The following is a 12,437-nucleotide window of genomic DNA, read 5'->3' as shown; positions in this document are numbered from 1 at the left end:
CAATGTCGTTTAGCGAAAGCGACGGAATGAACCGGTGACAACGCCCCATATTTCAAACTGCATCTGACCCTGAATCAGGATCGGCTGGTATTTTCCCGAGGCGTTGGCGGGTAGCAGCTTTGGGTGGCCATTAGGTTGTTTGGCCAGTGTTTTAATGGTGAACTCGCCATCAATCATCGCCAGCACGATATCGCCCACAACGGCGACTTTCGCTTTATCGACCACGGCTTTGTCACCGGGCATCAGCCCTGCCTCTATCATTGACTCGCCTTGTATCGTCACAAAAAAAGTTGAATCGGCTTTATCAATAAGATAGGTGTTGGGATCGAGACGACGGTCAACGTGATCATCTGCCGGAGAAGGAATGCCCGCAGGCACCTTAGATTGGTAAAGGGGTAAAGCCAAAGCTTGAACATGCAGGCCGGGCTGCTCGAATCCCTGCGGGCTATCTAGATCATAACGGTATTGCTGGCGTTGTTGTTTTTTAGCATAGGCGGCCAACAAGTCGCTGACAACCGCTTTTTGGCTGACAGGCACCCGCATGACGGTGGTGGATTCTTGGTAAAGACCGGAGCCTGGCTTTCGCCCAGCACCGGGCCGTTTACCACCGACTTTTTTTTCAAGTTGTTCGCTCATTTGATTATTGTAACAACATTTTTCAATCCGCAGGCAAACAAAATATGCGCAGGCTACAGGTATACTATCGCGGTTTAAACGAATGAATATTGCATGGATTGGATCACTGTTTTTTTTCAGCAATACGCCTTATTTTGTCTGATCGGCATGGTGGTTGGTGTGTTGTCTGGCCTATTGGGTATTGGCGGCGGTATTGTGTTGGTACCGTTGTTACATGGCATATTAGTCGCCAAAGGGTTTGCGAGTGATGTGGCTTTTCACATGGCATTGGCGACTTCTATGGCATGTATCGTGTTTACTTCGCTTTCTAGCATTATCGCGCATCATAAAAACCAGAATATTGTCTGGCCTTATGTGTGGTCAATGGTGCCGATGGCCTTTTTGGGGGCTTTACTGGCGACACTGGTGGCGATCCGGCTGGATGCACGCTATCTAACCGTGTTTTTTGCCAGTTTTACTCTGTTTGCTGCAATACAATTATTGATTGACCGCAAGCCAAGTCCGCAAAAATTGCCCGGAAAGATTGAAATTGGCTTGGTATCCATGCTCATTGGCGTGATCTCTGCGCTGGTGTCGATCGGCGGCGGTACGCTGACCGTGCCCTATCTAACCATGCGCCAGGTCTCTGTCAAACAAGCGATTGGCACTTCGGCCGTGCTAGGCTTTCCGATTGCACTCGCCAGCACAGTGAGCTATGTGCAAGATGCACTAGTACAGTCAGTGCATGCGCCTATGGCGTTTGGTCTGTTGTATCTGCCAGCGATTATGTTGATCACGCCACTCAGTGTATTGTTTGCACCGCTAGGCGTGGCATTGACTAAGCGATTGCCTGTGAAGATATTAAAGCGCATATTTGCTTGTTTTTTAATGGGTGTCAGTCTCAACTTGTTGTGGTCGCAACTGGCTTGATTTTCGATGCTGACAGGCAATAAAAAACCCGCTTTAAAGCGGGTTTTTTTCAGCGTAAGCTGATTATTTGTTCATGACGTACATTGTCACTTCAAAGCCAAAACGCATTTCAGTAGCAGCTGGTTTAGTCCACATAATCATCTCCTTGGGTTGTTTACTAAAACGCATCAATGTTGATGCGTTTGTATGACTCGAATCATACCCTTGCGTTGCAAAAAGCCCCTGAAGTGAATCCTTAAAGTCACCTCATGATTTTACGTAGTTTGCCAAACTGAATGTGCCTTGGCGGCGTAGAATAAAGCCAGCCACGCAAAGGAGTGAGTTAAATGATGCAGCGATTGCCACGGTGGGTAGAGTGGGGCGGCTTTTTATTGGCCTTGAATGCTGGTTTTGTGAATGCGGTAGGCGTGTTGGGTTTTCGCCATCAGGCGGTGTCGCATCTCACCGGCATTTCGACTTTTTTCTCAATAGAAATCATGCATGGCGACGCGTTGCAGGTGTTGCATTTGTTATGTGTGATCGTATTTTTTGTCGCGGGTGCGATGCTCAGTGGTCTGGTGATTGGTCACGAAGCCCTCAAGCTCGGCCGTCAATATCATCTTGCCTTGTGGCTTGAAGCCGGATTGTTGATCACGGCCATTTTGCTGCTCAATCAAGGCTTGCAGAGCGGCCAGTGGCTGGCCTCTGCCGCCTGTGGATTGCAAAATGCGATGACTAGCACCTATAGTGGTGCCGTCGTGCGGACAACCCATGTGTCTGGCTTGTTTACCGATATTGGGATCGCACTCGGCTTAAGTTTGCGCGGACAGCCAGTGGATCAACGGCGACTGTTGCTTTATCTGTTATTGATTAGCGGCTTTGTCACTGGCGGCGTGTTGGGCGCCTATAGTTTTGTTCACTGGTCTTTTAATGCTTTGTGGCTGGCGGTGTGTCATCTTATTGGGTTGTCTGTGTTGTATTTTAGCCTCAGACACCATGTCCAATAAGGCATGGATTGTTCGGCAAATCACATAAAACTGTCATGCATTTGTAATACAATCGTTTATCGTATTTTTAACATTTCAAGAAGCCACTGCCATGTCGATTCAAACTGTTGTTACTACGCCTTTTGCCGATCAAAAACCCGGTACCTCTGGCTTGCGTAAAAAAGTGCGCGTTTTTCAGCAAGACCATTACCTACAAAACTTCGTCCAAAGTATTTTTGATACCCTGGAGATTCCTGCGAATGCGGTGTTAACGGTGGGTGGGGATGGTCGTTTTTACAATAAGGAGGCCATACAGGTCATCATTAAGATGGCCGCTGCCAATGGGTTTGTCAAAGTGCTAGTAGGACAACATGGTATTTTATCGACACCTGCTGCCTCCAATATTATTCGGAAATACCAGACCTTTGGCGGCATTATTCTGTCGGCGAGTCATAACCCGGCTGGCCCCGATGATGACTTTGGCATCAAATACAACACCAGCAATGGTGGGCCTGCACCAGAAAAAATCACCGATGCTATTTTTGCCAAAAGTAAGACCATTAGCCAATACAAGATCGTCGATTTGCCAGCAGTGGATTTATCCAGTGTTGGCGTGACCACGCTAGATGGTTTTGAGATTGAAGTGATTGATGCTGTGCGGGATTACGCAGACCTGATGGAGCAGATGTTTGATTTTGCTGCGATTAAGCGGTGGCTGGCTGCAGGCCATCGACTGCAATTTGATGCTATGCATGCGGTGACCGGCCCTTATGCAAAAGAAATTTTTGGCCATCGGCTGGGTGCCTCTGCCGATTGTTTGATGAATTGCGAAGTATCAGAAAACTTTGGTGGTGGACACCCTGACCCGAATCTCACTTATGCCGCAGATTTGGTAGAAATTGCCTATGGCGCGCATGCGCCGGATTTTGCAGCTGCCTCAGACGGCGACGGGGATCGTAATATGATTCTAGGCCATCACTTTTTTGTCACGCCGTCTGACAGTCTGGCACTCATTGCAGCCAATGCAAAATTGATCCCGGCGTATGCCAAAGGGTTGTCAGGGGTTGCGCGTTCGATGCCAACCAGTGGCGCGGTGGATCGCGTGGCGGCAAAGTTGGGCATTGATTGCTACGAAACGCCCACGGGCTGGAAGTTTTTCGGTAACTTGATGGATGCGGGCCGCGTGACTTTGTGTGGGGAAGAAAGCTTTGGTACCGGCAGCGATCACGTCCGCGAGAAAGACGGTTTATGGGCGGTGTTGTGCTGGCTGAATTTGCTGGCGGCGACTGGTGAGAGTGTGGAGTCACTGGTGCGCAAACATTGGCAGATTTATGGCCGCAATGTGTATTCACGCCACGATTACGAAGGGGTGCCGACCGAACAAGCCAATGCGGTGATCGCGCACATTAAAGCGCAATTTAACAGCTTGCCAGGGCAGGTCTTTGGCCACTACACCGTGAAAACCGTGGATGATTTCAGTTATACCGATCCAGTCGATGGCGCGGTCAGCACCGGGCAAGGCCTGCGAATTTTATTTGCTTGCGGCTCGCGGGTCGTGATTCGCTTGTCGGGCACTGGCACCGAGGGCGCGACCATTCGCGTCTATCTCGAGGCTTTTACCGAAGATGCCGCCCAACAACAGATGGATGCGCAAGAAGCCTTGGCCGCGCTGATCACGGTTTCAAATCAGATCTCACAATTGCCACAGCTTACCGGCAGGCAACAGCCAACGGTCATTACTTAATGCTGAAAGCTGACGCATAGGGCTCGACCATGATGAAAAAAACCTTGCTTTGTCCGATGCTGCTTTCGGCCAGCTTGCTGGCTTGCGGGGTCAATCCTGTCACCAAAGAGCGTGAGTTTCAATTTGTGTCGCAAGACAAAGAGATTCAGCTCGGTCAACAAAATTACAGCCCCGCCCGCCAATCACAAGGCGGCGATTACACACTGGATGCTGAACTCACGCGCTATGTGCAACAAGTGGGCCAAAAGCTGGCACTGGTATCAGACCGGCCAGATTTACCTTATGAGTTTGTGGTGCTGAATGATTCGGTGCCCAATGCCTGGGCGATGCCCGGGGGCAAAATCGCGTTTAATCGCGGGTTGCTCTATGAACTGCACAGCGAGGCCGAGCTGGCTGCCGTGCTAGGCCATGAGATTGTCCATGCTGCCGCCCGTCATGGGGCGAAAGGCATGGAGCGCGGGATGTTTATGCAAGGCGCCATGTTGGCAGTGGGCTTGGCGACACGCGATTCTAATTATGCGAACTTGGTGGTCGGCGGTGCGCAGCTAGGCGGGCAATTAATCACCAGCAAGTATGGGCGTGATGCCGAATCTGAATCAGATCTCTACGGCATGAAGTATATGAAATTGGCCGGCTATGACCCAGCCGCGGCGGTCACCCTGCAAGAAACCTTTGTTCGTTTAAGTGAGGGCAAGCGGCAAGACTTTATCAGTGGCTTGTTTGCCAGCCATCCACCTTCACAAGCGCGGGTGGATGATAACAAGAAAACACTGGTTGAATTGGGCGCTGGGGGTGAAATGGGGCAGGCCGTGTATGCACAAAAAGTGGCCAAACTGATGGCGACGCGTCCGGCCTATCAAGCCTATGATGAGGGCAAGCAGGCGTTGCAAAAAGGCGATACTGACAAGGCGCAGGCATTGGCCAAAAAAGCCATTGGCATAGAGCCAAACGAGGCACGCTTTCAGGAGCTGTTGGGCGATATCGCGCTGACCAAGAAAAACACCACAGAAGCACTGGCGTTTTATGACAAAGCCATTCAGATGCAGCCTGATTACTTCAAGCCTTATGTGCAAAGCGGGATTGCGCTGTTTAATGCCGGCAAAAAAGAGCAGGCCGAACCATTTTTGAAGAAAGCCAATACGCTGCTGCCCACCGCCCCCGGCTACGCGTTGCTCGGGCAAATTGCCGAAGGCCGTGGCGAAACGTCGCTAGCGTTGCAACATTACCAATTGGCGGCCAGCTCAGATTCTGAGATTGGTAAAGAAGCCGCGGGCCGCGCCATGCGTATCGATTTACCGCGTAACCCTGCCCGTTATCTTCCCTCAGGGCCCCTGGCTGACAATACCGGTATGGTGTATGCCGCAGTACAAAATAACAGCAGTGTGCCAGTTGGCAGGGTGCAGGTGCGCATGCTGCAATACGATAGCCGTGGCCGCTTGCTTGACCAGACGCGTTCGATGCTGATTACTGGCGGGATTGCGCCAGGTAAGCGCGGCTCAGTGGCAACGGGTATTCGTATTCAAGACCAAGCGGCCTTACAGTTTTTCCGGGTGGTGGTAGAAGGCGCCGAACTGGCGAATTAAAGTTTTGGTATAGTGGCTTAGGCCGTTGGCTAAATAGCGTTGTTTTTTAAAATCTGCTAATGTCTCGTTCGGTTAAATTAACCAATCTGTATTGAACCCACCATTGGAAAGAATAAAAATAATGAATGTCTCAAAAAGAATAGCCAGTGCCATGCTCACTGCGCTGGCGCTTTCGGTGTCTGCGTGTTCCACCATGCAAGATGTTGTTAAAGTGAAACAAAGTGGCGCAGAAGGCACCACCAAGCAGTATGCGGTGAGCGAAGCTCAAGCATGGGAAATCGCAAAAACGGTGTTTAGATGGGAAGGCGCTGATGCGATTGAAGAGCATCGTGACCAGCACTATATGCTCACCAGCAGTGGGGTGAATTTAGTGTCTTGGGGCGCAGTCATGGGCGCATGGGTAGAACCGCTTGAAAATGACGATACCAAAGTGACCGTGGTGACGAAACGCCGCGTGACAGTGAATGTGGCCACCACATTAACCGAAACGACTTTTCATAAACGATTTGCGCAAGCAGTCAATATCATTAAGCAGGGTAAACCGTTGCCTGCTGAAGCACCTTAGTTTTTCCTGCGTGGGCAAGGTATTTGCGCACGCATCTTTCCAATTGGTTACCTCTGGGTGGCATCGGGATTTGCCAAGCGGGAATTTTATTCCGCTTTTGCATCCCGTATGGTCATCACGCCGCGATACAACCGCACATCCATCCTGCCTAAAAAGCTCATGCCAAGTAAAGCATCTCCCTCGAGGCCGGGGGAGATGGTGGCGGCAACGTCATGCGCAATCACCCCACCTAGTTGCACGGTTTTGAGTCTGACCAAATAAGACACAGCATTGCCGTTGGCCGTGTGGGTATTAATGGCATCTTGACTGGACAAACCGAGGCGGTCAGCCACGCTTTGTGAAATGGCAACGCCGGTGGCACCCGTATCGACCAGCACCCGCACGCGTTCGCCGTTGATGAGCGCTTCGGCACTGTAATGACCGTCTGGACTGCGCTTGAGGCTGGCAACTTCGTCTTGGCCCATTTGCTCGAGGGTGTTGGGATGTTGAACGCGCTCTACCAGCACCCACACGAGGGCGGCTAGGCCAAGCCAAGCAATGGTATAGAGCAGACCGCGTCCGCGAGATTGGTGTTGTTGAGTGGCATATCGCATGCTCATTCAATGGAGGTTTAAAAAGGAATTTTCAAGTCTGGTCTGCGCTCGGCTAGTATTTGCCTGAATGCCTGTTGAATACGGGTGAGCGCTGGCATGTCATCCGCTTCAAAGCGCAGGGTCAATACGGGCGTGGTGTTAGAGGCGCGAATCAGCCCAAAACCGTCGGCATATTCTACGCGCAGGCCATCAATGGTGATGATTTCAATCGCATCTGCGAATTGCGCGGTGTCTTGTAACTGAGCAATCAGAGCATGCGATTCCCCTTCTGGCATGGCAATCTGCAGCTCCGGGGTATTCACACTGTCAGGGATGGCTTCAAGCACGGCGCTCGCATTGGGGCTGCGACTAATAATCTCCAGTAAGCGGGCGGCACTGTATAGCCCGTCATCAAAACCAAACCAGCGTGGTTTTCCTTGCTTGCTGTCATTAAAAAACAAGTGGCCTGAGAGTTCGCCACCCAGGGCTGCCCCGGTTTCTCTGATTTTGGCTTTCATCAGCGAGTGTCCGGTTTTCCAAATCACCGGCTTGCCGCCGTGTTGCTGTATCCAAGCGGTTAAATGACGGCTCGATTTCACGTCAAACACCACGGTGCTGCCTGGTTGTTCGCGCAGGACGTCTTCAACAAACAACATGAGTTGGCGATCGCTACGAATGATCTGGCCAGAGGAGGTGACGACGCCCAAGCGGTCGCCATCCCCATCAAAGGCGATACCGATATCTGCGTCACTGGTGTGAAGTCTGGCGATGAGCGCTTGTAGATTGTGCGCATCGACCGGATCAGGATGATGATTGGGAAAGTGCCCATCCACCTCACAAAACATTGGGTCAACTGCACAACCGAGCGCTTCGAATATTGCTGGCGCAAACGCCCCTGCAACGCCATTGCCTGCATCAATCACCACACGCAGTGGTCTTGCCAATTGGACATCAGACAGAATCGCTTCGCGATAGGCCGGCAGAATATCGTAAAAGGAGGTTTTGCCCGGCTGGGTCGACTGGCTGAATTGTTGTTGCGCAATGATTTCTCTCAGCGCCTGAATCGCGTCTGTGCTGAGTGTTTCGCCTGCGATCACGATTTTTAAGCCATTGTAGGCAGGCGGATTATGACTGCCAGTGATCATGATGCCGCTGTTGGTGTGCGCCAAGTAGTGGGTGGCAAAATACAGCATGGGAGTCGTGACCATGCCCAAGGCAACCACATCAATACCGGTTTCGACGATGCCTTCTGTCAATGCCGCCGCTAGGATGGGGCTGGAAAGGCGACCATCATAGCCGACACACACGCTTTGTTGCCCCTGGCCTTTTGCCAGGGTGCCTAAGCCTCGACCAATTTCGCGCACCCCTTGTTCGGTCAGGGTGTCACCGACGATGCCCCGGATATCATAGGCTTTAAAAATGGACGCTGGCAGGGCGGTTGTCATTTATTCGGCTTCTTCAATCCAGGCTAACTGAATCGCTTCCAGAATTTTTTCGCCGCAATGCGAGGCCTCATCGTCAAAGTCATCCAGTGCCATCACCCATTGCATCAGATCGGTAAAGCGAATGGTTTTAGGGTCAATTTCGGGGTGCTTGTCGTAGAGTTCTTCGGCGATACGTTGGCTATCGGTCCATTTCATGTCAATCAGCTCCAGTGTTCAAATATCAATGATCCCATTATAACTGACTGCAAGTTATAACTGACTGCAAGTTATAACTGACTGCATGCTGCTGGTTTGCCGGAATCCACCTACATCGCTGTCGGACAGACCGGACTGGTCAAGCGCGCTGATCAACGGCATCATCCCCACTAATGAATGATACCCAAATAACAAGCAAAAAATATCTCTCCAAGCGCTGGTGGTTTGCCGGGGGGGTGGTCGCCCTGATATTGGCTGTGATCCTCTGCGAAATAGCGAGCTGGCCATTTTTACGGCAACCGATGCAACAGTGGCTGCAGGCACAATTGCATCGAAAGGTGGAGATCGAACGCCCGTTTCGGCTGCAATTATTGGGCGGGCTTCGTTTGCAAGCGGGCGGCTTAAAAATTTCTGCGCCAGAGGGGTTTGAAGCGCCTTATTTTGTGGATGCGCACGGCTTGGACTTGCAGCTGCGCTATCGTGATCTATTGACACTCAAAGCGGGCGATCCCTACCGGGTCGAGTCGATTCGTGCCGATCAGCTCAATGCTGAACTCCTCCGGCGGGCGGATCGGCATGCCAGTTGGGAGTTTGCCCTAGAGGAGACTAGTCCTCCGCGGCCGTTTCCGCGCATTGAGCAGCTTGCAGTCACGCAAGGGCGCGCCAATGTATCAGATGCCGTCACTGACGCCCAACTCACGGTCGATTTTTTTACCGAAGAAGGGACGCATTTAGCCACACCTGAATCACGCGTCAAATTAACCGGTAAGTTTCGCCGATTGCCCATTCAAGGGGAACTGGTCACGCAAGGTTTTTTACCAGTCGCCACCCAAACAAAGGACTCGCCGCCGATGAACGCGCAAGGCTGGTTGAATTATGGTGCCGTCCAAGCACAATTTCGCGGCATGGTTTATGACCTGTTTGGCACACAACGTGTCAAGGGCAAGGTAGAAGTGAAGGGGAATTCACTGGCAGATGTGGGGGATTTGTTGAACCTGACTTTTCCGCGCACAGCAGCTTTTAAGGTCAATGCCATGATTGAAAAAGGCGTTGATCAATGGCAAGTGGATATTCCCACTGCGCAGATTGGCCGCAGTCGATTATCTGGGCAGTTTGTGTATGACTTTGCGCCCGAAACCCCCATGCTCAGCGGTAAATTGCAAGGCGCTTTATTGATGTTGTCCGATTTGGCGCCGGCTTTCGGTGCAGATCAAGGCAGTGCAACGACCGTTGCGCATCCGGGTAAGCTTTTTCCTGATGAATCTTTGGACTTTACCACCTATGGCCGCATGAACGCGGATATTGATGTGCACCTTGACGCTGTAGATCTAGGCAAAGCATTTAAGCAGCGGATTGCCCCACTTAAATTACGGCTGACGCTGATAAAACACAAATTGAGTCTTGCGGAGTTGCAAGCCAGCACAGCGCAAGGCACGCTGTCAGGCGCGCTCAGCATCGACGCACATGATTCCACCAATGAGGATTTGTCACCGCCCCCGGCGCCTGCGTGGGATATTCAGTTAGCCGTGCGCGATGTGCGCTTGGAGCAATGGTTAAATGTGGCGCCTGCCGCCAGCAAAAAAACCGACCAGCAAGCCCATCCCCCAACGCCACCGCCTTACATTCAGGGGCAGTTGAGTGGCAAAGCCAAACTGCAAGGGCGGGGACGCTCGACTGCTGCATTGCTCAAATCGCTCGATGGCGAATTGGCGTTCATGGTGGCAAAAGGTGAAATTTCACATTTAGTCGTTGAGGCGGCAGGCTTGGATATCGCCCAAGCGGTGGGCGTGCTGATCAAGGGCGATCAGCCTTTGCCGATGCAATGCGCCGTGATGGGATGGCACGCGAAACAAGGGGTATTGACGCCTGATGCCGCCCTGATTGATACACCGGTGACCACGGTGACGATGCAGGGCGAGGTGAATTTGGGTCAGGAGCAACTCAATCTGAATGTGCAGGCCAGTCCGAAAAACTTTTCGCCGTTTACCGTGCGTGCGCCAATTTTGGTGACCGGTCCCTTTGTCGATCCGCAAGTGACGGTGAGTCCCGGCCCGATTGCCGCGCGGGTTGCAGGCGGGGTTTTGCTGGCATTGATCAATCCATTTGCCGCCATCTTGCCATTTCTTGATCCTGGCAGTGCTTCCGCTGTCCACGATGATGGCTGTCAACATACCTTGCAACAGTTAAAAACCCGTAAGCAAAGGTGAATCAGGCATGAGGGGGAGACAGGCAAAAAAGAACCCAACCGAAGTTGGGTTTAGGGAGCGATTTTGGAGATAACGCTTACGGATAACAATAAGCATAAGCTGTGCCAGATTTTAATTTACTTTGAAATCAGATACATAGATAGTTTACGACCGGATTTGATTCTTTTCCGATTGCGGATGGTTTGATTCCTTGCACCAGCATGGTGCAAGTCGTGCCATGCTGGCGCATCAATGCAGTGTCTACTGCGCGTGCAACGGTGCGCGCCTTAAAAAACAGCTGCTGGCGAGACGCATACGACAGGTGCATACCAGGGTCGCCTCATGGTAAAATCTCGCCTCATTGTTATTGATACGGAAACTTGATCGTCATGTTTAGCTTTTCAAGAAATTTAAGCGTTGCAGACCCGGCGTTGGCCGAAATGATTTCTTCTGAGGTAGAGCGTCAACATCAACATATTGAGTTGATTGCCTCAGAAAACTACACCAGCCCTGCGGTGATGGAAACCCAAGGCTCACAACTGACGAACAAGTATGCAGAGGGTTATCCAGGCAAGCGTTTTTATGGTGGTTGTGAATTTGTTGACCAAGTGGAACAATTGGCGATTGATCGCCTGAAAGCTTTGTATGGCGCGGAATATGCCAATGTGCAGCCACATTCTGGTTCACAAGCCAACCAAGCCGTTTATTTTTCTATTCTAAAACCAGGTGACACCATCATGGGGATGAACCTGGGTCACGGGGGGCATCTGACGCACGGCTCCCCGGCTAACCTCTCCGGTAAGCTGTTTAATATCGTGCCCTATGGTTTAAACGAAAAAGAAGAAATTGATTACGACGAAATGGAGCGCCTTGCGATTGAGTGCAAGCCGAAGCTGCTGATTGGCGGGGCGTCAGCCTACGCCTTGCGCTTTGATTGGGCACGTATGGCAGAAATCGCCAAAAAAGTCGGCGCATATTTCATGGTCGACATGGCGCATTATTCTGGTCTGATTGCGGGTGGGGTGTATCCTAACCCAGTGCCACACGCCGATTTCGTCACTTCTACTACGCACAAAACGCTGCGCGGTCCTCGTGGCGGCATTATTATGGCCAAGGCAGAGTTCGAAAAATCACTCAACTCAAACGTATTCCCTAGCTTGCAAGGGGGGCCGTTGATGCACGTGATTGCGGGTAAAGCGACTGCGTTCCTTGAGGCGGCCCAACCGGAATTTAAAGCGTATCAGGCACAAGTGGTGAAAAACGCCAGCACCATGGCGACTACCCTGGCTGCACGTGGTTTGCGCATTATTTCAGGCCGTACTGAGTCCCACGTATTCTTGGTAGATCTGCGTCCTAAAGGGCTGACCGGTAAAGCGGCAGATGCTTATTTGGGCCAAGCGCACATTACCGTCAATAAAAACTCGATCCCTAACGATCCCGAGAGCCCATTTGTGACCTCCGGCATTCGTATCGGTACGCCTGCGATTACCACCCGCGGTTTTAAAGAAGCCGAAGCTGAGCAAGTGGCCAATCTGATCGCCGATGTGTTAGAGCAACCTGAAAATGCCGAAGTGATTGCGGCGGTAAAAGCCAAAGTACATGCCTTGGCCGATCAGTTTCCGGTATACGGCAAATAA

General features: G+C 51.5%; 12 protein-coding genes. 7 read left to right on the top strand and 5 right to left on the bottom strand.

What is annotated here, in order from left to right; all coding sequences use genetic code 11:
- Nucleotides 1-9 precede the first annotated feature (9 nt).
- Entirely contained in the window at nucleotides 10-636 is a 627-nt protein-coding gene (locus FIT99_RS08960; RefSeq protein ID WP_140003978.1) for a LexA family protein, read from the bottom strand.
- A 93-nt stretch (nucleotides 637-729) separates the two neighbouring features.
- On the opposite strand from FIT99_RS08960, the gene FIT99_RS08955 reads away from it, so the two are divergent.
- The gene (locus FIT99_RS08955; RefSeq protein WP_140003977.1) at nucleotides 730-1,545 is read left to right on the top strand and encodes a sulfite exporter TauE/SafE family protein; all 816 of its coding nucleotides are present in this window, start codon (nucleotides 730-732) and stop codon (nucleotides 1,543-1,545) included.
- A gap of 63 nt (nucleotides 1,546-1,608) precedes the next feature.
- On the opposite strand, the gene pqqA is transcribed toward FIT99_RS08955, so the two are convergent.
- The gene (gene pqqA, locus FIT99_RS08950; protein ID WP_081624291.1) at nucleotides 1,609-1,680 is read right to left on the bottom strand and encodes a pyrroloquinoline quinone precursor peptide PqqA; all 72 of its coding nucleotides are present in this window, start codon (nucleotides 1,678-1,680) and stop codon (nucleotides 1,609-1,611) included.
- Between the two features lie 191 nt (nucleotides 1,681-1,871).
- Here pqqA and FIT99_RS08945 point away from each other — a divergent pair, with 191 nt between their 5' ends.
- From FIT99_RS08945 to FIT99_RS08930, 4 genes are all read left to right on the top strand, one after another.
- Nucleotides 1,872-2,531, top strand: a complete 660-nt coding sequence (locus FIT99_RS08945) for a YoaK family protein (protein WP_140003976.1) — start codon at nucleotides 1,872-1,874, stop codon at nucleotides 2,529-2,531.
- 91 nt (nucleotides 2,532-2,622) lie between these two features.
- Entirely contained in the window at nucleotides 2,623-4,254 is a 1,632-nt protein-coding gene (locus tag FIT99_RS08940) for an alpha-D-glucose phosphate-specific phosphoglucomutase (protein WP_140003975.1), read from the top strand.
- A gap of 29 nt (nucleotides 4,255-4,283) precedes the next feature.
- Nucleotides 4,284-5,837, top strand: a complete 1,554-nt coding sequence (locus FIT99_RS08935) for a M48 family metalloprotease (protein WP_140003974.1) — start codon at nucleotides 4,284-4,286, stop codon at nucleotides 5,835-5,837.
- A 121-nt stretch (nucleotides 5,838-5,958) separates the two neighbouring features.
- Nucleotides 5,959-6,402: a hypothetical protein gene (locus FIT99_RS08930; RefSeq protein ID WP_140003973.1), complete on the top strand. Its 444-nt coding sequence runs from the start codon at nucleotides 5,959-5,961 to the stop codon at nucleotides 6,400-6,402.
- Between the two features lie 86 nt (nucleotides 6,403-6,488).
- On the opposite strand, the gene FIT99_RS08925 is transcribed toward FIT99_RS08930, so the two are convergent.
- From FIT99_RS08925 to iscX, 3 genes are read right to left on the bottom strand one after another with little or no spacing between them, the layout of a single operon-like run.
- Nucleotides 6,489-7,001, bottom strand: coding sequence for a retropepsin-like aspartic protease family protein (locus FIT99_RS08925; protein ID WP_140003972.1), 513 nt, complete (start codon nucleotides 6,999-7,001; stop codon nucleotides 6,489-6,491).
- Nucleotides 7,002-7,012: 11 nt separating this feature from the next.
- Nucleotides 7,013-8,419: a phosphomannomutase/phosphoglucomutase gene (locus FIT99_RS08920; protein ID WP_140003971.1), complete on the bottom strand. Its 1,407-nt coding sequence runs from the start codon at nucleotides 8,417-8,419 to the stop codon at nucleotides 7,013-7,015.
- Nucleotides 8,420-8,614 (bottom strand): Fe-S cluster assembly protein IscX, encoded by a 195-nt coding sequence (iscX, locus tag FIT99_RS08915; protein ID WP_140003970.1) that lies wholly within the window; start codon nucleotides 8,612-8,614, stop codon nucleotides 8,420-8,422.
- Between the two features lie 173 nt (nucleotides 8,615-8,787).
- Between iscX and FIT99_RS08910 the strand changes: the two genes are divergently transcribed.
- Both FIT99_RS08910 and glyA read left to right on the top strand, forming a co-directional pair.
- Nucleotides 8,788-10,821, top strand: a complete 2,034-nt coding sequence (locus FIT99_RS08910; protein WP_140003969.1) for an AsmA family protein — start codon at nucleotides 8,788-8,790, stop codon at nucleotides 10,819-10,821.
- 368 nt (nucleotides 10,822-11,189) lie between these two features.
- Nucleotides 11,190-12,437 (top strand): serine hydroxymethyltransferase, encoded by a 1,248-nt coding sequence (glyA, locus tag FIT99_RS08905; protein ID WP_140003968.1) that lies wholly within the window; start codon nucleotides 11,190-11,192, stop codon nucleotides 12,435-12,437.

The organism is Methylophilus medardicus (genome assembly GCF_006363955.1).
GTDB lineage: Bacteria > Pseudomonadota > Gammaproteobacteria > Burkholderiales > Methylophilaceae > Methylophilus > Methylophilus medardensis.
The sequence above is the reverse complement of the archived record's forward strand: the minus strand, read 5'-3'. Positions and strand labels throughout refer to the sequence as shown.

Coding starts and splice junctions, on each gene's coding strand:
- FIT99_RS08910 (WP_140003969.1), top strand. CDS start 8,788: ATGAATGATACCCAAATAACAAGCAAAAAATATCTCTCCAAGCGCTGG.
- FIT99_RS08955 (WP_140003977.1), top strand. CDS start 730: ATGGATTGGATCACTGTTTTTTTTCAGCAATACGCCTTATTTTGTCTG.
- FIT99_RS08940 (WP_140003975.1), top strand. CDS start 2,623: ATGTCGATTCAAACTGTTGTTACTACGCCTTTTGCCGATCAAAAACCC.
- FIT99_RS08930 (WP_140003973.1), top strand. CDS start 5,959: ATGAATGTCTCAAAAAGAATAGCCAGTGCCATGCTCACTGCGCTGGCG.
- FIT99_RS08935 (WP_140003974.1), top strand. CDS start 4,284: ATGATGAAAAAAACCTTGCTTTGTCCGATGCTGCTTTCGGCCAGCTTG.
- FIT99_RS08960 (WP_140003978.1), bottom strand. CDS start 636: ATGAGCGAACAACTTGAAAAAAAAGTCGGTGGTAAACGGCCCGGTGCT.
- iscX (WP_140003970.1), bottom strand. CDS start 8,614: ATGAAATGGACCGATAGCCAACGTATCGCCGAAGAACTCTACGACAAG.
- FIT99_RS08945 (WP_140003976.1), top strand. CDS start 1,872: ATGATGCAGCGATTGCCACGGTGGGTAGAGTGGGGCGGCTTTTTATTG.
- FIT99_RS08925 (WP_140003972.1), bottom strand. CDS start 7,001: ATGAGCATGCGATATGCCACTCAACAACACCAATCTCGCGGACGCGGT.
- glyA (WP_140003968.1), top strand. CDS start 11,190: ATGTTTAGCTTTTCAAGAAATTTAAGCGTTGCAGACCCGGCGTTGGCC.
- FIT99_RS08920 (WP_140003971.1), bottom strand. CDS start 8,419: ATGACAACCGCCCTGCCAGCGTCCATTTTTAAAGCCTATGATATCCGG.